This is a genomic window from Verrucosispora sp. WMMD1129, assembly GCF_029581255.1.
Lineage (GTDB): Bacteria > Actinomycetota > Actinomycetes > Mycobacteriales > Micromonosporaceae > Micromonospora > Micromonospora sediminimaris.
This window is the reverse complement of sequence record NZ_CP120741.1, coordinates 803,622-826,720: the sequence shown is the minus strand read 5'-3', so window position 1 is coordinate 826,720 and position 23,099 is coordinate 803,622. Positions and strand designations below refer to the sequence as shown.

The 23,099-nt window shown below is 67.9% G+C and carries 11 protein-coding genes; 9 read left to right on the top strand and 2 right to left on the bottom strand.

Going from position 1 to position 23,099, the window contains the following annotated elements; all coding sequences use genetic code 11:
• The first annotated feature begins 20 nt into the window (after positions 1 to 20).
• From pglX to O7624_RS03755, 4 genes are all read left to right on the top strand, one after another.
• On the top strand, positions 21 to 3,584 hold the full coding sequence (gene pglX, locus O7624_RS03770) for a BREX-2 system adenine-specific DNA-methyltransferase PglX (RefSeq protein ID WP_282238937.1): 3,564 nt from the start codon (positions 21 to 23) through the stop codon (positions 3,582 to 3,584).
• Between the two features lie 66 nt (positions 3,585 to 3,650).
• On the top strand, positions 3,651 to 5,426 hold the full coding sequence (locus O7624_RS03765) for a DUF262 domain-containing protein (RefSeq protein WP_282238936.1): 1,776 nt from the start codon (positions 3,651 to 3,653) through the stop codon (positions 5,424 to 5,426).
• Between the two features lie 288 nt (positions 5,427 to 5,714).
• The gene (locus O7624_RS03760; protein ID WP_282238935.1) at positions 5,715 to 7,904 is read left to right on the top strand and encodes an EAL domain-containing protein; all 2,190 of its coding nucleotides are present in this window, start codon (positions 5,715 to 5,717) and stop codon (positions 7,902 to 7,904) included.
• A complete protein-coding gene (locus O7624_RS03755) occupies positions 7,901 to 8,227 on the top strand; it encodes a hypothetical protein (RefSeq protein WP_282238934.1) in 327 nt (108 codons plus the stop codon). Before O7624_RS03760 ends, O7624_RS03755 begins: the two co-directional genes overlap by 4 nt.
• Before the next feature lie 77 nt (positions 8,228 to 8,304).
• Here O7624_RS03755 and O7624_RS03750 read toward each other — a convergent pair whose 3' ends face one another.
• Entirely contained in the window at positions 8,305 to 9,618 is a 1,314-nt protein-coding gene (locus tag O7624_RS03750) for a helix-turn-helix transcriptional regulator (protein ID WP_282238933.1), read from the bottom strand.
• A gap of 199 nt (positions 9,619 to 9,817) precedes the next feature.
• On the opposite strand from O7624_RS03750, the gene O7624_RS03745 reads away from it, so the two are divergent.
• The 5 genes from O7624_RS03745 to O7624_RS03725 all read left to right on the top strand — a co-directional run bounded on the left by O7624_RS03745 (position 9,818) and on the right by O7624_RS03725 (position 20,146).
• Positions 9,818 to 10,036, top strand: coding sequence for a hypothetical protein (locus O7624_RS03745; protein ID WP_282238932.1), 219 nt, complete (start codon positions 9,818 to 9,820; stop codon positions 10,034 to 10,036).
• A 221-nt stretch (positions 10,037 to 10,257) separates the two neighbouring features.
• On the top strand, positions 10,258 to 14,007 hold the full coding sequence (locus O7624_RS03740) for a hypothetical protein (RefSeq protein WP_282238931.1): 3,750 nt from the start codon (positions 10,258 to 10,260) through the stop codon (positions 14,005 to 14,007).
• Positions 14,004 to 16,730, top strand: a complete 2,727-nt coding sequence (pglZ, locus tag O7624_RS03735; protein ID WP_282238930.1) for a BREX-2 system phosphatase PglZ — start codon at positions 14,004 to 14,006, stop codon at positions 16,728 to 16,730. Before O7624_RS03740 ends, pglZ begins: the two co-directional genes overlap by 4 nt.
• Positions 16,727 to 18,040, top strand: a complete 1,314-nt coding sequence (gene brxD, locus O7624_RS03730) for a BREX system ATP-binding protein BrxD (protein ID WP_282238929.1) — start codon at positions 16,727 to 16,729, stop codon at positions 18,038 to 18,040. The genes pglZ and brxD overlap by 4 nt, the downstream gene beginning before the upstream one ends.
• Positions 18,041 to 20,146: a DEAD/DEAH box helicase gene (locus O7624_RS03725; RefSeq protein WP_282238928.1), complete on the top strand. Its 2,106-nt coding sequence runs from the start codon at positions 18,041 to 18,043 to the stop codon at positions 20,144 to 20,146. It abuts the gene before it with no gap.
• Here the strand turns inward: O7624_RS03725 and O7624_RS03720 are convergent.
• Positions 20,137 to 22,962, bottom strand: coding sequence for an AAA domain-containing protein (locus O7624_RS03720; RefSeq protein WP_282238927.1), 2,826 nt, complete (start codon positions 22,960 to 22,962; stop codon positions 20,137 to 20,139). The genes O7624_RS03725 and O7624_RS03720 overlap by 10 nt on opposite strands.
• Positions 22,963 to 23,099: the final 137 nt, after the last annotated feature.

Here is a 23,099-nt window from a genome sequence, read left to right as displayed (position 1 = left end):
GGGACGACTAGAGTCGTCGCGTGGTCGACCGGAAGCTGCTCTTGTCGGACCTGCAGAAGCAGGTCAAGAACCTGGAGATAGACCTGCGGGAGCAGGCCGAGACGGTCGGGGAGGTGCGCTCCCGACTGCGTGGTGAATACGACCACGCCTTCAAGGTCGGGCGTACCGCCGCCACCTGGACAGCCTGGCGCGACGAGCGGGTGACACAGGTCGCGGTCGCCTGGGTGCTCGGCACCGTCTTCGTCCGCTTCTGCGAGGACAACGGCCTGCTACCCGACCCCTACCTGGCCGGCCCGGGGGACAGGCTGGTCCTGGCCGAGGAAGCCGAGGCACAGTTCTTCCGCGACCACCCCGACCAGACTCTGCGTGGCTGGCTGCACCAGGGCTTCGACGCCATCGCCAGCACCCAGGCGGGGAGGTCACTCTTCGACAAGCGACACAACCCGCTCTACCAGATCCCGCTCTCCCACGACGAGGCGAAGAACCTGATCGCCTTCTGGCGTCGACGCGGCGAAGCTGGCGGCCTGGTGCACGACTTCACCGACCCCGAGTGGGACACCCGCTTCCTCGGCGACCTCTACCAGGACCTCTCCGAAGCCGCCCGTAAGACCTACGCCCTGCTCCAGACTCCGGAGTTCGTCGAAGAGTTCATCCTCGACCTGACGCTCACCCCAGCGATCGAAGAGTTCGGCCACGACGTGGTCAAGATGATCGACCCCACCTGCGGCTCCGGCCACTTCGTCCTCGGCGCATTCGAGCGGTTACTGAAGGAGTGGGAACGTCACGCCCCCAACCGCGACCCCCACGAGCGAGTACGCCTCGCCCTCGACGCTGTCCACGGCGTCGACATCAACCCCTTCGCCGTAGCCATCGCCCGCTTCCGCCTCCTGGCAGCCGCCCTCCGCGCCAGCCACGTCAAAACCCTCGCCGACTCGTCCGGCTACACCTTCCCGATGCACCTTGCGGTCGGTGATTCGCTTATCAAGGATCGACAGCTTCTGCTGTTCGGCGACGAGTTGGCTGATCTTCAGTACAGCACTGAGGACCTGCAGGAGCACCGTGGCATCCTGGAAGACAGCCGGTATCACGTGGTCGTGGGTAACCCACCGTATATCACTGTCAAGGACAAGGCCCTCAACGAGCTTTACCGTGAGATCTATAGCGTTTGCACAGGCACGTACGCTCTTTCGGTACCATTCGCACAGCGCTTCTTCGAGCTGGCTACGGCTGCCGACGAAGACGGCAGAGGTGCTGGCCACGTAGGCCAAATCACGGCCAACTCCTTTGCAAAACGTGAGTTCGGTAGAAGGTTGATTGAAGAGCTCTTTGCACATGAAGTTGATCTGACCCAGGTAGTCGATACATCAGGTGCTTACATCCCCGGTCACGGTACGCCCACCTTAATCTTGGTCGGTAGACGGCGAGCGCGGCAGCGAGCCGAAACGGTTCGTGTTGTCATGGGTATTAGAGGTGAGCCTGGCGCGCCAAACGACCCGAGCCAGGGCTTGGTTTGGCAAGCGATTGTCGGCCAGGTGAACCAGCCTGGATCTGAGAGTGACTGGGTTAGCGTCGACGACATCACCCGTTTCCGTCTCGCTAGACATCCGTGGAGCCTTGGTGGCGGCGGGGCTGCAGGCCTAGCAGAAGTCATCCAAGCTGCGACTGGTGAGGTGCTGACTCAAGAGATTGAGCCGCCGGTTGGACGCGCTGTCCGGGTTGGCGCGGATGAAGCATTCATGCGACCATCGAATCGGGCGCTTAGGACAATCGCTGATCCCGCCGCGTTACGACCATTGATGACTGGTGACAGTCGGCGGGATTGGAGTTCCTACGCGGAAGATCGAATTTGGTATCCCCATGCCACCCAGTTGTCTGCGTCTGGACTCGCTCTTGAGCTCTGGCCTTGGAGAAGGTTGCTGCAGGAGCGGCGCACCTTCCAAGGAAACATGGCTGATGCCGGCCTCCGCTGGTGGGATTTCATGCAGCATACCTCCAGCGCCTATGCGACTGATCTGTCGATAGCCTTTGCCTTCGTCGCAACCCATAACCATTTTGTGCTGGATCGCGGCGGAAACATCTTTAATCGACACTCGCCAGTGATCAAGTTGAGGGAGGGGGCGTCGGAGGACGATCATCTGAGGCTGCTCGGGGTGCTCAATAGTTCGACCGCCTGCTTCTGGCTCAAGCAGGTTTGTCAGAGCAAGGGCAACGGTGGTATCGGTGGCGGTATTTCCGATGAGATGTGGGAGCACCGATACGAGTTCACAGGTACCAAGTTGCAGGAGTTTCCGCTGCCTTCGGCGTACCCTTTGGAATTTGCTCGGGAAATTGATGGGCTGGCGCAGCGGCTCGCCACGGTGAGTCCGGCGGCGGTGGCGGGGTCTGGGGTGCCGACGCGGGAGCGGCTGGATGCCGCCGCCTACGAGTGGCACGCCACCCGGGGGCAGATGATCTGCTTGCAGGAGGAGTTGGACTGGCAGGTCTACTCGCTCTACGGGCTGCTGGACGAGGACCTGACCGCGCCGGAGAGCATCCGGCCGCCGATGTTGTCGCTGGGGCAGCGGGCGTTCGAGATCGTGCTCGCCCGGAAGATGCGCGACGAGGGGCTGGAGACGCAGTGGTTCGCGCGGCACGGCTCGACGCCGATCACGGAGCTGCCGGCGGGCTGGTCGGACGAGTACAAGGCGGTCGTGCAGCGGCGGATCGAGCTGATCGAGAACAATCGCAACATCGGGCTGATCGAGCGGCCGGAGTGCAAGCGGCGGTGGGCCACCGAGGGCTGGGACAAGATGCAGGCCAAGGCGCTGCGGGACTGGCTGCTGGACCGGTGCGAGGCGCGTGAGCTGTGGTATCACCACGTTGACGGCCTGGAGCAGCCGCGTCCGCTGACCACCGCGCAGCTCGCCGACGAGCTGCGCCGCGACCGTGATGTGCTCGCCGTCGCCGAGCTGTACGCGCCCGGTCAGGATCTCGGCAAGGTGATCGCCGACCTGGTCGCCGACGAGCACGTGCCGCACCTGGCGGCGCTGCGCTACAAGGACTCCGGCCTGAGCAAGCGCGCCGACTGGGAGCAGGTGTGGGACCTGCAACGGGCCGAGGACGCGCTGCCCGACGAGGCGGCGAAGCGGGAGTTCCGCAAGCAGATCCCGGTGCCGCCGAAGTACACGTCGGCGGACTTCGTCAAGGCCAGCTACTGGAAGCATCGGGGCAAGCTCGACGTGCCCAAGGAACGCTTCGTGTCGTACCCGGGTGCCAGCCGCGACGGTGATCCGTCGCTGCTGGTCGGCTGGGCCGGCTGGGACCACCGCGAGCAGGCCCAGGCCCTGGCCACCCTGATCGTCGCCCGTGAGCAGGAGGACGGCTGGGCCACCGACCGGCTGCTGCCACTGGTCGCAGGGCTGCGCGAGATCCTCCCCTGGGTACGCCAGTGGCACGGCGAGTTCGACGCGGAGTGGGGTGCCTCGCCGGCCGACATCTACGCCGGCTTCCTCGCCGAGACCACCAACCGCCTCCACCTCACCGACGAGGCGCTGACGTCGTGGCGCCCACCCAAGACCACCCGAGGCCGCAAGGCGAGGGTCTAGTCCCACGACGGAACTGCTCCCGGCCGATCACCAACCCCTCACCGTTCGCCATTGCAAGGAGCTGATGTGGGCTTTCAACCGGCCATCACCATCGCCGACGCCATCACCAAGATCCAGCGACGGGAGCTGGTGCTGCCAGCGATCCAGCGGGCTTTTGTATGGAATGACGACCAGATCACCCGGCTGTTCGACAGCATCCTGCGGGGTTACCCCATCGGTTCCTTCCTGTCGTGGCATGTTCGTTCCGAGACCTCGGGCCAGTTTAAGTTCTATGAGTTCATGCGGGAGTACCACGAGAAGGACAATCGCTACAGCAAGGAACTCGACGTTCCACATGGTCAGGCGGTTGTTGCCGTGCTGGATGGACAGCAACGGTTGACCTCACTGAACGTGGCGCTACGCGGCTACCATGCGAGCCGGATCCGGTACGGTCACAAGAACCAGCCCAAGTCGTATCCGCCGCGGCGGCTGTATCTCAACGTGTTGGGTGAGGCGCCGGAGAACGATCGGGGCGTCCGCCACGATTTTCGTCTGCTGGCCGAGCCGGTGACACAGCCCACAGACGGAACCGCCTACTGGTTTCCCGTATACGAACTCTTCGCCACGTCTGATCTCGGCGAGTTGATGGCGATGCTCGCTGGCCATGGTCTGGGTAACAATCCCTATGCGACGAAGCTCATTGGCACGTTGTTCAACCTCCTCCACAGCAAGCCAATCTTGCACTTTTATGAAGAGGCTGACCAGGATATCGACAAGGTGCTCGACATCTTCATCCGGGTCAACTCGGCCGGGACCGTGCTCTCGCAGAGTGACCTGCTGCTCAGCATCGCCACCGCGCAGTGGGGCAAGCGCGACGCCCGGAAGGAGATCCAGGCACTGGTCGATGCGTTGAACGGACCCGACCAGCGTTTCTGGTTCAGCAAGGACGTCGTCCTCAAGAGTGGACTCATGCTTACCGGAGTGGCCGACGTTGGATTCAAGGTGCGGAACTTCAACCGGAACAACATGTTGCGGCTGGAAGAGCGGTGGGACGAGGTAACCAACGCGCTGACTGTTGCAGCCGGACTGCTCGGAGACTTCGGACTCTCCTCGGCAACCTTGACCGCCAACAGCGTGCTCATCCCGGTCGCCTACTACGTGCATCGGCGTGGCCTTGATGAACACTATCGTGACCGGCCGGCTGATCGGGAGGATCGGGCGGCGGTCCGATCCTGGGTGATCCGCAGTCTGCTTAAGCAGGGCGTGTGGGGTTCTGGTCTCGACACGCTTCTCCGTGAGCTACGCGAGGTGATCGACAAGCACGGTGCGGAGAGCTTCCCGGTAGAGCAGATCGAAGAGCGGATGAGAGCTCGAGGTAAAACGCTTACCTTCGCACCCGCCGAGGTCGAGGATCTGATGGAAGGTTGGACGTACGGCAGTGCCGGTGTCTTCTCGGTCCTCGCTTTGCTGTTTCCGCATGTCAACACCCGGAATCTTCACCATATCGACCACGTCTTCCCGCGCTCGTTGCTGACCCGAGCGAGGTTGAAGAAGTACGGGAAGTACAGCGAAGATCAACTTGACCTTGCCTTGTGGTACCGGGACAGCCTGGCCAACCTGCAGTTGCTGGAAGGGCCGGAGAACATCGCCAAGAAAGACAAGCTTCCTCGGGCCTGGGCTGAGGCGACATTCAGTGCAGCCGGCTATCAGAACTATCTGGAGTTGAACGCGCTCCCCGACCTACCAATATCCCTCGACGACTACCTCGACTGGTGTGAGCGGCGCTACCACCTGCTTGGACGTCGTCTGGCCTTGCTCCTCGGCACAACCTGGGAAGCTGAAGCGCCGACAAACGAGTCGTGAGGGGCGTCGTTGCCTGGAGCAATCCGCCTGAACTACGCGGCGTTCGCCGTCCTGCCGGCAACCGACCAAGCCGACCTTCTCGCGTACGTCAAGGCTGAGCGCATCGAGGACGCGCATCCTCGCCTCTGATCGCGCGGCGGGCGGCTGCGAGGCGCTGAGACACCTCAGTGGTCATTTGACGGAAATCCGACGCTGCGCTGTCTCGTGGGTGAGACCCGATAAGGTCACCTACGGCGTTGACAAGGATTCATATTGTGACCGCGCGACGGTTCGCCTCGGGGGTGTGCGATGGCGCCGAGCAAGCGACAAGCCGTCCTGATCGGAGTCAACCACTGCGGCTACGACGTGCAGCTTCCCGCTCTGCGCTTCGCCGAGAGTGACGCGCAGGATCTGCGGGCCGTGCTGCTCGACCAGGACTACGGCACATTTCATGACGGCGACGTCAAGATGTTCATCGGGCCGAAGGCCACCTGGCGGGAGATCAAGGCGTACCTGCGGGAGATCGTTGTCGGGTCCGGACCGTCGGATGTGCTCCTGGTCTACTTCGCCGGCCACGCACTGGTGCCGGAGTGGAACGACCAACTCGACGCGTACCTGGTGACCGCCGACCTGGACCCAGAGGTGCTACCCCGAGAACCGGACAACGGGCTGCGGATGTCGTTTCTCAAGCAGGACGTGTTCGAGGCGTTCACCGGCACGTCGTTCCTGGTGCTCGACTGCTGCCAGGCAGGCATCTACGCCGACGCCGACCGGCGACACGCCGCGGCGATGCACACGTACCGGACCCAGGTCGACCGGCACAGCGCCCTGCTCGCCTGCCCCAGCGGGGGTGTAGCCCGAGAGACTATGGAGTACGGGCACGGTGTGCTGACCCATCACGTGCTGCGGGCGCTGCGCGGCGAGGCGGCGGACGAAGGGCGCCGGGTGTCCTTCGCCCGGATGGCGGCCTTCGTGGCGGAACAGGGGATCGATCCGCCGCCCGCGCAGTGGGTGAAGACCTACGGTCCCGCCACGCCGCTGACACAGCCGCCGGTGTCCCGGCACGACCGGCAGGCGCTCAACACGCCAGCGAACCCCGGCATCATCCGCCCCTGCAAGAACCCGCTCGAGGACCACGGCAACTCGATCATGCAGTTGCTCGGCCGGATGTTTCGTGGCCTGCATCGGCCGCGGTACCACGCCCAGCAGGGCGGACCCGCCGAACGGGTGGAACTCATCCGGTACGCCGTTGATGCGGATTCGGTGGCGGTGGTGGAGTTCATCGGCGACGAATTCCGGGTGATGGACAAGACGGCCCGGTTCGACCGGGATCTGTTCCGGCCGATGCTGGAACTCGCGGCGGACGAAGCCGCGCAGCACCGCACCTCGATGCCGGGTCACGTGGTCTCCGACGGCGCTCGGCGACGCATGCTATGCGTGCCCGTCAAATACGTGGACGGGCGGGTCGTTGCCCTCGCCGTGATCGACCCGGCTCCCGCGCAACTGGAGATGGGGGAGCCGCTCGCGGTGATCCTGCGCGCAGTGTGGGACTCCGACCCGGTCGACGATCCCGTCGAGTCGGAGATGGCGGTGATGACCGCGCTGCGTACGGCGTTCGGGCGCCTGCCCACACCGGTGTACGAGTACGCGTTCACCATCTACCAGAAGCTCATCGACTCCATGACCATGGTGTTCCAGCCGGTGGTGGAGCTGAGCAGGCAACCCGCCGGGGTCGGCGTGCACAGCTTCGAGGCGCTGGCCCGCCGCAACGAGCGGGAAGTCAGCGCACCGCTGGCGGCGCTGCGCATGGCGTACGACTGGGGCGACCGTTTCATCATCGAACGTGATGCGCTGCTCGTGTCGAACGCCATCCGTTCGTACGCCGAAGCCGCCGGTGCCGCCGGCTGGCAGGGGATCAAACCACTGTCGGTGAACGTCGCGGTCCGCTCGCTGCTGTACGACGCCTATCTCCAGCAGGTGAGCAAGGCGCTCGCCGAAGCGGACGTCAACCCCGGGACGCTCACCCTGGAAATCTCTGAGCAGGATCCCATCGAGCCGGGGCCGGGCGAGGACTGGCCGCAGAAGCCGCTGGACTACTTCCACCGCAGGCTCACCGCACTGGCCAGGAAGCTGCACATCAACTTCGCCGTCGACGACTTCGGAGTGGGACACGCATCTCTGGCGCGGATGGCCGAGCTGCGGCTCACCCAGATCAAGGTGGACCGGGCCGTGCTGCACCACCCGCTGGCTGTCGACGAGTTGCGGCTGGTGACGCAGGTGGCGCGCTATGCCAGAGACCAGGGGGACGCGCCCCACCCGCGTGCCGTCGTGGTTGAGGGCTACGACGACGAGGCACCGGTCAGCCTGCGACAGATCTGGGACCTCGGCATTCACCACGTGCAGGGATACTTCTGCGGCGCGGTGGCCAGTGCCAGCCTGCATCCGCTGGACGGGGACATGCAGGAACAGATCGCCTCGCGGGTCAAGGGAGAACTATGAGCGTCGTCAAACTGCTACTGCCACCCGACGTGCTGGACGAGGTCGACCTGCCGTACGAGGGCATTCGTGGGGTAGGCGTCGTCATCACGCTGGCAGTGGAGGGGGTTGCCGTGATGGCCAATCTCGCCACCCTGGCTTCCGTGCAGCCGCAGTTGGGCGCGCTGGTCACCGCGATCAGAAACTGGCGGCTGCGCGACGAGCGGCAAGTGGTCGTGTTGACGGCCAAGGGGCCGGGCATCGACATTCGCCTGGACCTGCCGCGAAACGTGGACACCGCCATGCTGCTCGACTGCCTACAGCCGCTGTTCGACGGCCGAGAGTGAGATTTCCCTGCCGCTCTTGACCAGTGACAGTCGTCGGATCACGTCCGTTCCGAATTGCGGAGCGTAAAGGCTGAGCTCTACAGCGGTGTGCCGATGCGAACAGCGAAGTTCCTCAGGTCGGGTAGCACCTGCCGGCGATCTGCGTTGAGCAGGGCCACGGTGAGGTGCTGCGCCCATGGGCGGTACCGGACTTCCTGCGGCGCGATCCGCTCGGCGGCCAGCAGCGCTCGGAACGACTCCGTGTACGCCCCACGCCCGTGCAACGCCAGGGCATAGTCCTCCCAGTAGCGGGCGCGTCGCTCGACGGTGCCCAGCTGACCGGGGCGCAGTTCGCGGGCGTACTGCACAGCTGCTCCGAAGTCGTTGAGCACCCGGGCGACACTGATCCGGTAAAGCATCACGTCGACGTCAGCGAACTCGCCGCGGTCGCCATTGCGACGCCCCGCCTCGTCGGCCTCCTGCAGCAACTCCCGTGCGATATCTCGACGATCCGTGAGCGCGGCCGTGTAGGCGGCCGTCGCCAACAGCCGGCCGTATGCAGCAACCTGTTGAGCAGATCTGAGCCGGGTCGATTCGTCGAGGTCTTGCGCCGCGTCGACAAGTGTTTGCTGGGCCCGTTGCCCGTGACGGGTGCGTCGCAGCACGATCGCGGTCATGCGCGCCGTCTCGGCGTACAGCAGCGGATCGTCGGCCTCCCGGGCCGCATGCCTGGCGCGGTCCATCGCTGACCAGGCCATTCCGTCCTCGTGCAGCTTGATCAGCACCTGAGTGGTCAGGTGATACGTCCGGGCGAGGGTGGCGGCGGCGCTTGGGCGTTGTCCCTCGGTCGTCAACGAGTGGCTGGCGGTTGCGGCCGAAACCAACTGTGGCAGCCGAGCTGAGAGCCTGGTGTAGCGACATGCGCGGAAATCGGACCAGGCATGGGTGAGCATGGTCCGCAGCCAGTCAGGGTCGATCGGGCGGGTCGGTGGCGGGCAGTGACCGAGGAGGATGTCCTCCAGGCTGGCAACTACCCGGTCAGGCGGGGTCGGGGCAGGCGTGCTTCCGGCGAGCGTCGAGCCGACCAGGCCGGCCAGTCCGCCGAGCACCTCACGCCGTCGCACCGAATCCTCTCCCACCTCGCGCCGCGCTGCTTTACCGCGCACCTTATCGATCGGCGGGGCGGATTGGTGGATTGCGGGGCCGTTCATGTCCGTGAGCCCGAAGAGTTCGGGTGGAATGTCGAAGATCGCTGCCAGTCGTCGCAGGACTGTGACGTCGGTCAGCCGCTGCCGGCCCCGCTCGATCCGGGACAACGTCGCCGCCGAGTAGCCACACCGCTGACCGGCCTCAGCCAGGGTCAACCGCGCCGCGGTACGAGCGACACGCAGCAGTGTGCCGAAGTCGCCCACGGCAGCTGCCTGTCTGGCCTCTGGAAGCGCCGACCACTGGAGTTCGCCGCCCATGGCATCCCCCCGCCACATCCTCACCGTCGAATGTCCGCCGTGAATACCGCCTCACGCAAACATCTTTCGTTTGGTGCATGAACTGGAGCCCCTGGTGCCCCTCGTCTGCTGTTCTGGTCGTAGCGGTGAGGGTCGGGAGATGCTGATGGGCAGGGTGGATAAGGCCAAGGGGAATGAGTTGGCCGAGGCGGTCATCAATCGTACGCTTGTCACCGGCGTGATTGCGCTCGTCGCCTTGGTCGTGCTCGCCCTGATCGGTGGCGAGGCGGCGGCGACGGCCGCCGTTGCCGCTGTCGGCACGATCGTCGTCGCTCTCGTGCGGCTGGCAGGTAGCTGTCTCAACCGACCGAACCGGCCACGTTAAGGCAGCCCACCCTGCTGCGGTCCAAGTCGGCGACCAGCGGTCGCATGATGCCCTACCGTGTCAGGTAATCGCATGTCCACCCCATGATCGGCCGTTCCGTGTCCTCCTGCGGCCGACGGGATTCCATTTCTCGGTTAAACCAAGCGAGCCAAGGGTCTATCTGCCTCACAAGGTCGCGTGCCTGCGGCAAGGCCGCGGTCGTTCGTCGGTACGGTAGCGGCATGTCCTCGCCCGCCTCCGCTCCGCTGCTTCGCGACGTCATCGACATTCCTGAACGCACGAGCACAAGCGACTTCGTGCTCAAGCTCGCCGACAGCGTCGCCGACGCCGATGCGACCTTGCGTGACTATGTCATCACGGATCGACTGCTGGGGAACTTCGACGAAGCGCTCGGGCTGATCCGCTCCGCGGTCGAGGGGCAGGCCTCCAAGGCCGCGTACCTGCACGGTTCCTTCGGTTCCGGCAAGTCGCACTTCATGGCGGTGCTGCACGCGTTGCTGCGCGGCGAACCCGCCGCCCGGGGCCGGGACGAGCTGGCTCCGCTAGTCGCCAAGCACAGCGTCTGGCTGGACGGCCGGCGATTCCTGCTCATTCCGTACCACCTGCTCGACGCTCGCTCGCTGGAGCAGCGGGTGCTCGGTGGTTACGTCGACCGGGTGCGCGCGCTGCATCCGGAGGCGCCCATCCCGGCGGTGCACCGCACCGACGCGCTGCTGGAGCAGGCTGCCTCACTGCGCGAGAAGATCGGCGATGGCCAGTTCATCGCCGGGCTGCCCGGTGGCGACGTCGAGGACGAGTGGGGTGAGAGCGAGAGGTTCTGGACGCCGGAACGGTTGGACGAGGCGTTCGCCGGTGCGTACTCCGACGAGCTGCGCCGCAAGTTGGTCAACGACCTGTTGACCAGCTGGAACAAGGGCTTCTTCAGCAACGCTCGGGAGGACGCCGAGGCGTTCGTCTCGCTCGACCGTGGCCTGACCGAGATCAGTCGGCACGCCAAGGAACTCGGCTACCACGGCTTGATCCTCTTCCTCGACGAGTTGATTCTCTGGCTGGCCAACTCCATCGGTGATCAGCAGTTCGTGTCCCGAGAGATCCAGAAGATCACCAACTTCGTCGAGGGTGGTGACACCCGCCGTCCCATCCCGGTGATCAGCTTCATCGCCCGCCAGCGTGACCTGCGCGAGCTGGTCGGCGAGGAGGTCGTCGGCGCCAACGAGCTGAGCTACCAGGACACCCTCAACCTGGCCAGCGGCCGGTTCGACGTGATCAAGCTGGAGGACCGCAACCTTCCGGAGATCGCCCGCCGCCGTCTGCTCAAGCCGCGTACCACCGAGGCCGGCGAGGCGATTTCGCGGGCCTTCGACGCCACCACGAAGGTGCGCCGGGAGGTCTTCGACACCCTGCTCGGCACCGACTCGGGCAGCGGTGCCGACATCGACGCCTTCCGGTCAACGTACCCGTTCAGCCCCGCGTTTCTCTCGACGCTGGTGCATGTCTCCAGCGCCTTGCAACGCTCCCGGACCGCGCTGAAGCTGATGCGACAGCTCCTGGTCGACCGGCGCGACACCTTGCGTCTCGGGCAACTCGTCCCGCTCGGGGATCTCTACGACGTGATCAGTGGGGGCGGAGACCAGCCCTTCACCGAGAAACTCAAGGCCGAGTTCGAGATGGCGCAGAAGCTGTACGACCTCAAGCTGCGCCCGTACCTGCTCAGCCGGTACGGGCTCACCGAGGACGACCTCGACGCGGTCCGACGGGGTGATCAACCGGCCGGCGACGCGGCCGGGCGGCTTCGTGCCTTCACCGGCGACGACCGGCTGATCAAGACGCTGCTGCTCGCCGCCCTGGCCCCCAGCGTGCCGGCGCTGCGTAACCTCACCGCACGTCGACTCTCCGCGCTCAACCACGGCACCATCACCAGCCCTATTCCCGGCGGTGAGGTGGCTCAGGTAGCGCGTAAGGTCGCCGACTGGGCCGGCCAGTTCGCCGAGATCCGCATCGGTGAGGGTGACGATCCGGTGGTGTCGCTGGAACTGGTCGGCGTGGATGTCGACAGCGTGCTCGCCACCGCCAAGCACTACGACAACGAAGGCGCCCGCAAACACCTTGTCCAACGGCTGCTGTGGCAGCAACTCGGCGTGGCCTGGACCGACTCGTTCTTTGCCGAGGCCGGGTTGACCTGGCGAGGCAGCCGTCGCGCGATCGAGCTGGTCTACGGCAACGTCCGCGACCCGAACGACATCCGCGACGAGGCGTTCCATCCGAGTGCCCGGGACGGCTGGCGGATGATCGTCGACTACCCGTTCGACGACGGCAGTCACGGGCCGGCCGATGACCGGCAACGGGTGCAGGACCTGACCTCCCGCATGCACGCCCAGACCGTCTGCTGGATCCCCGCGGCATTGACCGTGGAACGCCGGAACGAGTTGGGCAAGCTCGTCATCATCGACAAGCTGCTCGAGGGGCAGCGCTTCGACAGCCACGCTGAACATCTCAACCCGGACGACCGGCGGCGGGCGCACGCCGCCCTGACCAATCAGCGCAGCGCGTTGCTGGCCAAGATGCACGGGGTGCTGCGCCAGGCGTACGGGCTGGCCGCGAAGCAGCCGACGGACGTGCAACTCGGCTTCGACGATCACCTGCAGTCGTTGACCCGGGCGTTGGAGCCGAAACTGCCGATGGGCGCCACCTTCAACGATGCGCTGCGCAGCATCGGCGACCAGATGCTCACCCACCAGTATCCGGCCCATCCCGACTTCGACCCGGACCGTAAGGGCGACCCGGTGCGACCGCCGGACGTCAAGACCGTCTTCGGGTACGTCCAGCGGGCGGTCGAGTCGCCCGAAGGGCGGGTGGAGGTCGACCGGGCACACCGGTTCACGATGCGCCGGATCGCCAACCCGCTGCGGCTCGGCACGATGCACGAGGCGGCCTTCGTCGCCGAGGGGGAGTGGGTCCAGCACTTTCAGCAGAAGGCGGCCAGCGAGGGCATCACCGGTGAGCTGCGGGTCGCCGACCTGCTGCGCTGGATCGACGAGCCGAAGCCGCGTGGCCTCGACCCGATCGTCGCTCAACTCGTCGTGGCGACCTTCGCCGAGCAGACCGACCGGGCCTTCCACCTGCATGGCAGCCAGGTCACCCCGGCACCCGAGCCGGGCCGGATCACCTCCGAGTACACGTTGCGGGAGGAGAGCCTGCCCAGCGAGGAGGACTGGAAGTCCGCCCACGCTCGCGCCGTGGCGATCTTCGGTCTCCGGCCACTGGACCTGCGTCGAGGTCGCCTCGTCGCGATCTTCGGCCGGGACCTGGTCAGCGAGGCGAACCGGCACCGCGTCGCCGCCCACCAACTCGCCAGCCGGCTCGACGCGCACGCCGACCAACTGCGGCTCGACCGGGAAACCGGTCGCCTCGCCACCGCGCGCGCCGCCGCCGACCTGCTCGACGCACTGACTACCGGACGCTCAGCAAAGGAGACGGTCGAACGGCTGGCGCAGGCCGAACTCGCCGGGCCTGCCGACCGTACCGGCAGGAGCATCAGCAGCGCCGCTCAGGTGACCGCCGCACTCGCCGCCGCGCCCTGGGACACTTTCGAGATCATCGCCAGCCTGCCCGTTCCCTTCGCAGCCCGGGGTGCGGCGATTCTGACCGAACTCCGTCGCGTCGCGCAGGCCGACGAACTGACCACACCGCTGGTGCCGGCCCTGAAACGGGCGCAGAGCGATGCCACGGCGTTGCTCCGCGAGGCCACCAGCGTTGTCGCGAGTAGCGGGGCAGGCACCGGCGCGGGTAGCGGAGCAGGTGTCAGTACAGGCGGCGGCTCTGGCACTTCGACGGTGGGCACGCCGAGGACCGCCGGGGGTAGCCGGCGTACGGGAGTGGACGGAATCGACGAGGTGGTGACTGACCTGCGCAGGTTCGCCGAGGCCCATGGCGACGCCACGATCGAGGTGAGCTGGAGAGTGGTGTCGTGACGTCGGCATCCGCGCCCACTCACGCGTTGCGGATCAATCCTGTCGCGCTAGGCCAGAAGGTGGCGCAGCAACTCGACCGGCACGGCAACGGTGACGCGTACCCGGCCATGGTCGTTGCCGCGGAACCCACCTGGACCCACGATCCGGTGTTGGCTCTGCCGGATGGACGACAAGCTCGGGTCGTGCCGTGCGTCTCGCTACTCGCTATCTGGGATCACCTCGTCGCCGACCGTGGTGATGAGGTGCTGGTGCTACTCACGGACATCCCGGAAACAAGCCTGGGACACGGGGTGCGCAGTCGCGTTTTCCGTCAACGTGTCATCACTGTCGAACCATGGGACCTGGTTGTTGACGCCTTCGGCGCGCAGGTGCCCGATGCCGCACTCGAATCGGAACGGTGGGCCGGGCCGGCGCTGCTGGACGCGATGCCGCCGGCTGGCTGGCCGCGACTGGCCACCACCGTCCTCACCCGCGAGGTGGCGCTGCGGCACCTTGCCGCTGTTCGTCTCGGTCTCGACCGACGAGGACACGGGCCCGACGACCTCGACGTGACCACGCTGCTGCGGTGGAGCGCCGAGCCGGGTGCGGTCGAAGCGTTTACTCTGCTCCGGGCGGAGGAGCGCACCGGCCTCGCGTCCTGGCTGGTCGAGAGGTTCGGCGGGCCGGCCCGTGCGCTCTTCGCGCTCGTCGACGCCGGCCGTGGCAGCGACGCGCTGCCACTGGGCCTGCTCTGCGAAGCGCTCTGGAGCAATCAGATGCCCGAGGCGGTACGGGCACAGGGGCGTGTCGACCAGTACTTCGGCGGTCTACAGGACGACGCCGCGATCCGCGGACTTGCCCAAGCGGCGGTGCAAATGGTCGGCGCGATGCTGACCGACCGGGACAACGGGGTCCGGCGGCAGGGCCACGCGCTGCTCGATCGGGCCGAGCAACTGGTCGTCCAGTTCAACGCGGCAGGTAGCGTCGATCACAGCCCGATCCTGCGGACCGGCTTCACCCGGCGGCTCACAACGGCGGCACAGGCACTGACAGTAGGCCGTTCGGGCACCGCCTTGAACGTGGCCGTTGACGAGCTTGCCGAACACCGCTTGGCGCAGGTGGAGGCGGAGCGGGTACTCCGGGTCAGGATGGCGCAGCGACTCGTCCGGTGGCTCGGAACCGAGGTCGAGGCCCCGGCGAGCGTCGCCGACGGGCTGCGGCGGCAGATCGGCCAATGGGGCTGGGTCGACCGGGCACTGAACCACGTCTGGGCGGGTGAGGATGCGCACCCGGAGCTTCAGCGCGCCTTCCGGACGGTGTTCGACCGAGCGCAGCAACGACGACGAGAGCTCGACCGTGCTTTCGCCAATCGGCTCGCCGCGTGGGCCGCCGCCGGCCCCGGCAACGACGGTGACCTGCTGACCGTGGAAAACCTGCTCCCACGGGTCGTCGACCCGCTGATCCGTGCCGAGCGGCCGGTACTGCTCGTGGTGCTCGACGGGATGAGCGCCGCCGTGGCCGTGGAGTTGGCCGAGGAGCTGTCCCAGCACTGGGTCGAGTACGACCCGCTCGCCGGCGCGGGCACCGGGCAACGCCGTGCGCTGGTCGCGGCGCTGCCCACCCTGACGGCGGTGTCCCGTACCTCCCTGTTCGCCGGAGCCTTGCGTGCCGGCACGCAGGCCACCGAGCGGCAGATGTTCGCGCAGGGACGGTGGGGCCCCGGAGCATGCGTCTTCCACAAGGGACCCTCCCGTGGCGGGGCCGGGGAGGTTTTCGCCGGTGAGCTCGCCGAGGCGATGGCCGACCCGGGACGCCTGGTCGCCGTCGTGATCAACACAGTGGACGAGTCGCTGGCCAATGGCCGCGAAGGTGACGAGGCCGGCTGGCAACTCAGCGATCTTGGCTTTCTGCGCAGCCTGCTCGATCTTGCCCGGTCATCCGGCCGCGCGGTCCTCATCACCAGCGACCACGGGCATGTCCTCGAACACGGCGGCGAGCACGTGAAGACGGACGACGCGGCCTCGGCCCGGCACCGCACCGGCCCGAGCCCGGCCGGGTCAGGAGAGGTGGAACTGAGGGGGCCGCGAGTGGTCGCCGACGGGCAGCGGATCGTCGCTCTCTGGGATCCGTCGTTGCGCTACCGGCCCAGCAGGGCCGGCTACCACGGTGGTGCCGCGCTCGCGGAAGTCACCATCCCGCTGCTGGCCTATCTGGTGCCGAACGTCGCAGACGTGCCGAGGGGATGGGCACCGGTGCAGGAGCGTCCCCCCGAGTGGTGGGAAGCGCAACTCCCGGAGACTCCTGCCGACGCGGTGTCGGTCCCACCGCCAGCATCCAGGCCCCGCAGGAAGCCCCCGGTCGTCGTCGGTGATGCGTTGTTCGACGTGCCGCAGCAGACGCCGGCCTCTACCGCGAGCCCGGCTGCCGTCGACCTGGTTGCGGCGTTGCTCGCCACCGAGCTGTTCCAGGCACAGCATGCGCTGACCCCACGCCGCGTCGATCCGGGAAAGATCGAGGCGGCGGTCCGGGCACTGGTCGAGGCCAAGGGTGTGCTGTCGACGGCGGTCCTGGCGCAGCGGGCCGGTGAACTACCGGCTCGGGCAGGCGGCTTCGTCATCACCCTGCAGCGTATCTTCAACGTGGACAACTATCCGGTGCTGTCGCAGATCGACGACGGGCGCAGCGTCCGGCTGGACATCGCGCTGTTGCGTACCCAGTTCGGCCTTCCGGCAGGTGCCGCGTGAGCGACGTCAGTCCGGTACGGCGGCGGCAGGTCATCGACGCGCTGCGTCGTGGTGCCGTTCCCGCAGCCGGCCTTGACCTCCTGGCGGTCGGGTTGGACCGGTTCGTGACCGCGGTGGGGGAGGACCTGAGCGTTGTCGCCGCTGGCGGCTCGGTGTTCAAGGCGATCCGCGGTGACTACGGCTCCGGCAAGACCTTCTTCACCCGCTGGATCGCGGAGCAGGCGAAACGGGCCAACCTGGCCACCGCCGAGGTGCAGATCTCGGAGAACGAGACGCCGCTGCACAAACTGGAGACCGTCTACCGACGGTTGACCGAGCGGCTCAGCACCGCCACGTTTCCGCCGAGTGCGTTGCGGGCGGTGGTCGACGGGTGGTTCTACGCCCTGGAAGAGGATGTCCTCGCTGCCGGTGCGGTCGCGGCGGAGGACGCTGGCGCCCTCGACAAGGCCGTGGATGCTCTGCTGGACCAACGGTTGGCCACGGTCAGCCGTAGCGCCCCCGCCTTCGCCGCCGCGCTCCGCGGCTATCGTGCCGCCGCACTCGGAGGCGATCCGGCCACCGCTGACGCGGTGCTGGCCTGGCTCGGCGGCCAGCCACATGTCGCAGCCTCCGCCCGACGGGTGGCCGGCGTGCGCGGCGACCTCGACCACTTCGCGGCGCTCAGCTTTCTACAGGGTCTGCTCGCGGTGTTGCGTGACAGCGGTCATCCCGGTCTGTTGCTGGTGCTCGACGAGGTCGAAACGCTCCAACGGGTTCGCTCCGACGCCCGTGACAAGGCCCTCAACGCACTGCGACAGTTGATCGACGAGGTGTACTCCGGCCGCTTTCCTGGGCTGTACCTGGTCATCACCGGAACCCCTGCTTTCTACGAAGGGCCGCAGGGGGCGCAGCGGCTCGCCCCGCTGGCCCAGCGGCTCGCGGTGGACTTCACCACCGACGCGCGGTTCGACAACCCACGCGCGGTGCAGATCCGGCTCGCCGGCTTCACCGTGGACTCCCTCGTCGAACTGGGCGGCCGGGTACGGGACCTGTACGCCGACGGGTCGGCAGTACCGCATCGGGTCCGGGCCGTCGTCGACGATGACTACCTTCGGGAGCTGGCACAGGCCGTCGCCGGCAGGCTCGGCGGCAAGGTAGGGGTGGCGCCTCGACTGTTCGTCAAAAAGCTGGTGGGGGAGGTGCTCGACCGAGTCGACCAGTTCACCGATTTCGACCCTCGGCAGCATTACGCACTCACCCTGACCGCTGCCGAGATGACCGACGTGGAACGCAACGCCACCAGTGCCGATGCCGTCGCCCTGGACCTCTAGATGACCGCCGAACGGCTACATCCGGTCGTCCTGCACCATGTGGTGAACTCGCTGCAGTGGCCGGCGCTCCGGCCGTTACAGGAGGCTGCCGTGCAGCCGCTGCTCGATGGGTACGACGCGCTGCTGCTTGCGCCGACCGCTGGCGGCAAGACTGAGGCGGCGATGTTTCCCCTGCTGTCCCGGATGGCGCAGGAGAACTGGTCCGGGACGAGTGTGCTCTACGTATGCCCACTGAAGGCACTGCTCAACAATTTGCTGCCCCGGGTCGAGCGTTATGCCGGGTGGTTGGGGCGACGGGCGGCGTTGTGGCATGGCGACGTGACCATGGGGCGACGCCGTACGATCCTGCGGGAGCGGCCCGATATCCTGCTCACCACCCCTGAGTCGATCGAGTCGATGCTGGTGAGCGGGGCCGTGGACCACGAAGAGTTCTTTCGCGGCGTACGGGCGATCGTGGTCGACGAGGTGCATGCCTTCGCGGGGGACGACCGTGGTTGGCACCTACTGGCCGTCCTGGAGCGGCTCGGTCGGGTTGCCGGTCGTCCGATTCAGCGGATCGGCCTCTCGGCCACGGTGGGCAACCCTGATGATCTGCTGCGCTGGTTGCAGGGCTCCGGCCGGGATAATCAGCCTGCCCGGGTGGTCGCTCCGCACCTCGCTGCCACGGTCAACGCGGCGGTGCCGGATGACGTCGAGCTGGATTACGTCGGCTCGGTGCACAATGCGGCCCGGGTCATCGCCGCACTCCATCGCGGTGAGAAGCGGTTGGTGTTTTGCGACTCCAGGGCGCTGGTGGAGGATCTCGGACAGCGGCTGCGTGCCCTGGGAGTCAGGACGTTCCTTTCCCACGCCTCACTCGCCGTTGAGGAGAGGCGGCGGGCGGAGGAGGCGTTCGCTCAGGAGCGGGACTGCGTCATCGTCGCGACGAGCACCCTCGAACTGGGCATCGATGTCGGAGACCTCGACCGTGTCATTCAGATCGGCGCACCGCGCAGTGTCGCCGCCTTCCTCCAGCGCATCGGCCGGACCGGGCGACGGCCCGGCAGCACCCGCAACTGTCTTTTTCTGGCCCTGGACAGCGAGGGGCTCCTGCACGCCTGCGCGCTGTTGCTGCTCTGGCGACAAGGTTGGGTGGAAGCGGTTGTTCCGCCAGTCGAACCGCGACACATAATCGCGCAGCAGGTTCTCGCGCTGGCCCTGCAACGTCACCGGATCGGCGACAAACTGTGGGCTGAGGAGTGGAACGGACTTGCACCATTCGACGAGAGCGCCGACCTCATCGTTCGGCACCTGGTCGAACACGGCTACCTTGATTCAGATTCTGGAATGCTGTTCATCGGGCCGCAGGCCGAGTTGCGATTCGGTCGGCGGCACTTCATGGACATGCTGGCGGTCTTCACCGCGCCACCGCAGTTCACGGTGCTCTCCGGTCGCACCGAGATCGGCCGTACCGATCCAGCGTTGCTGACCGCGCGGGTCGAGGGCCCTCGGCTGCTTCTACTGGGCGGCCGCAGCTGGCGGGTCACATACATCGACTGGAAACGGCGCCGCTGTTTCGTCGAGCCAGCCGAAGGCGGCGGGAAGGCGCTCTGGATGAGCGGTGGACCGCCGCAGGGCCTGTCGTACGACATGGTTCGGGCCATGCGAGACGTGCTGCTCGGAGCCGACCCTTCGGTCCGGCTGACCCAGCGAGCCAATAACCGGTTGGTGCAGTTGCGGGAGGAAGCGGAATCCCGCGTTCACCCGGGCGGCACGACGATCGTCCGGGACCGCGAGGGGGAGATCCGCTGGTGGACCTGGGCGGGTTATCGGGCCAACGCCACCTTGATCGCAACTCTTGACGGCCTCGCCGATCCGAACCAGCGCTTTGACGACGCTGCCATTCGACTGCGCCCGGATCTGGAGCGCGACATGTGGCGGACTGCGACGGTCGACGCGTCGAACCGGGTCTGTTTGCCGGAGGTGACCGAGAAGGCCCTGGCGGGGCTCAAGTTCAGTGCCGCCCTGCCACCGCATCTGGCGACCGCCACGCTTGCCGCACGGCTCGCCGACGTGGACTCTGCGGTGGCCGTCCTCAAGGAGCCGGTCAGGTTCGGCTATCGGTGAGCGTCGGCGTGGATGCGGGTGGCGAGATCGAGGGCAGCGCGGATCGGGTCGTCGGTCCAGTGGCTGGCGAAAGCGTCGTACAGTCGCCAGCCAGCCCGGGTCAGGGTGCGTTGCCGCTCCACGTGCGCGGCTACGCCGTCCGGGTGCACGCCGCACAACAAACCGACCGGGCCGTCGTCGCCGACGCACAGGTCGACCCGCCAGCGGCCGACGGGGTAGTCGGGCCGTACGGTCAGTCCGATCCGGGCGAGTTCGACGGCGAGCGCCCGGATCCACGGGGCCGGCTCGGCGGCTCCCGCCCCGGTCGTGCCCGGCGGCCCGGCGTGGGTCGTGTCCGGCGGCCCAAGGTAGGCGGCGTCCAGTGGTTGTTCGGCGTACCGGAGGTAGTCGCCGATGATGCCCTCCGGGGCTCGGAGCGACGTGACCACCGTGAGCTGCTTCCTGGCCCGGGTGACCAGGACATTGAACAGGTTCGGTTCGGCGACGAACCGGTGCCGTGCCGGCGGGTCGTCGTCGACCAGCCCGAGCGTGGCGATCACCACGTCCGCCTCGCTGCCCTGGAACGCGTGCACCGTCCCGGTACGCAGGCCCAACCGTTCGATCTCGTCGACGTCGTACGCCGACAGCAGCGCCGCCTCCACCGCGTCGGCCTGCGCCCGGAACGGGCTGATCACCGCGACGCCGCCCTGCGGGGGGCGGGCCGCGAGGGTGGCGACCAGGTCGAGCACGGTCGCCACCTCGGCCTGGTTGACGCCGTCGACGACGGCGGCACCGGCGACCGGCACCACGTCGATCGCGTCGGCCCGTTCGTTGCCGGGGTGCCGGGTGACCAGTTCCAGCCGGTCGTCGTAGAACCGGCGGGCGGAGAAGCCGATCAGGTGCGGCGCGCAGCGGTGGTGTTCACCGAGCCAGGTCACGGGTGCGGCTCCGGCCGCCACGTCGAAGGCGCTGGCCCGGCGTACGTCGAGCCGGTCGGCGTAGCGGTCCAGGCCGTGCCGGTGCAGCGTCGCGGTCACGTCGGCGTCCGCGACGAAGGAGACGAACCGTAGCTGCCGTGGGTCGCCGGCGACCAGCGCCCGGCGGGCTCGGGCCAGCACCGGAGCGGCTCGCAGTTGATCGATGTGCGCGGCCTCGTCGAGCACCACCAGGTCGAACATGCCGGCTGCCGGTGGCAGCAGATCCTCGACGTCGGCCACCGTGCCCACCCACAGGGGCAGCGCCCGGACCAGCGCCTCGGCGTCCAGCGTGGCGAGCAGTTCCCGGCGGCGGTTGCGTCCGGCCCGCAGGGCGGTACCCAGACCGCTGGCGGCGCGCCGGGCGTCCGCGGTCCAGCGTCGCGCGCTGGCGGTCTGGTTCCGCAGCGCCGTGCCGACCGCCTGGGCGAGCGCGACGTCCGCCTCGGCCAACACCCGCCAGGCGGCGGCCAGGTCGGTGCCGCCGTTGGCGGACAGCCGGGCGGCGGCACGTACGGCGTGTGCGGCGTCCACGGCCGCCCGCAGCTGGGACACGGGTACGGCCGGGCCGGCGCCGGTGAGCCGGTGGAGTCGATGGGCGGCGCGGGACCGGCGCCACCGGGACCACCAGCCGTCGCCACTCCGGCTCGCGGCGTGCAGGGCGGCATGGATCGCGTCGAGGTCGGTGTCCGGCTCGAACACCGCCGGGGCGTCGTGGCTCAGGGCGGGCAGCAGTGGTTGCCAGTCGGGCAGGGTGGCGGCGAGGCGTTCCTGCTCCAGCGCGGCGGCGATGCCGGCGCGGACCCCGTCGGCCCGGTCTCGGGCGGCCGACACGGCGCTGGTGTCGTGGCGCAGTTGTGCGTCGTCCACGCCGACGGCGACGCCACCGGCGAGTTCGGTGGCGATGGTTCCGCGCCGCTCGGCGTCGCCGAAGAGCACCGGCGGCGGACCCGGATGCCGGCGCAACAGTTCCCCCAGCACCTCGGCGGCGTGGGTCGACTGGGTGGCCACCAGTACCGACCCACCGCGAGCCACGGTGTCCAGCGCGGCGGCGACCAGGGCGTGGCTCTTGCCGTTGCCCGGCGCGCCGGAGACCACCACCACGGCTGCCGTCCGCGTCCGCCGGATCACGTCGCGCTGCGCCTCGTTGAGCGGCAGGGGCGACAGCACCTCGCCCTCGTCGCTGGGGCCGCCGTCTGCGACCGGATCGGCGTCGCCGTCGGTGCCGAGATAGAGCCGGCTCAGGGCGGAGTCCGCCAGCCCGGGACGGCTCGCCCAGCTCAACAGGGTGTCGCGGAGGCGACCGGCGAACACGTCACGGGTCACGAAGAGCGCTGCCGCGGCGACCCCGGTGACGTCGTCGTCGTTGCCGCGCGGTGGTCGCGGCCGGACCGTGGTCACCTTCACGCCGGCAGCCGCGGCCGCCGCAGTGATCCAGGCGGTGGTGCCGGGGGCCGTCAGCCAGCCGGGCCCGGCCAGCCCCGGTGCGGCCTCCAGCCGGGCCGCGAGTTCCCGGTCCTCAATGAGCGGGGTCAGTTCGAGGTCGCCGGCCGGCACGACCCGGTAGTCGCGTCGGCCGCGGTGCAGGCGTACCGGCTGGGCCAGCAGCGGAAGTCGGATTCGTCGCCGCGCGCCGTCCAGGTCGGCGGTGCCGACGAGAAAGGCCAGCCCGAGGCGGAGGATCCGTTCGTCGCGGTGCAGGGCGTCCAGCGCGGCGAGCCGGTCCAGCCGCGCGCCGCGGGGGCCCCGGTGCGGTTCCGGCAGCCAGACCAGCGGCCGGCCGGTCCCGGCCACGTCGAGGATCCGCTCGGCACCGGCCGGGGCCAGGTCGGCGAGCGCGGTGAGGATGGTCGCCGCGTGCATCGCCCGCAGATTCTGCCGTACGCGGTCACGGTCGTGCTCCGGTCGGTGGCCACGGCCGCGCACCGGCGCCCGGGGCCGTCGCGCGGCGGCCCCTGGCCAGATCGTGCGTCGGGCCGGAGTTACTGGTGTGCCCCCTT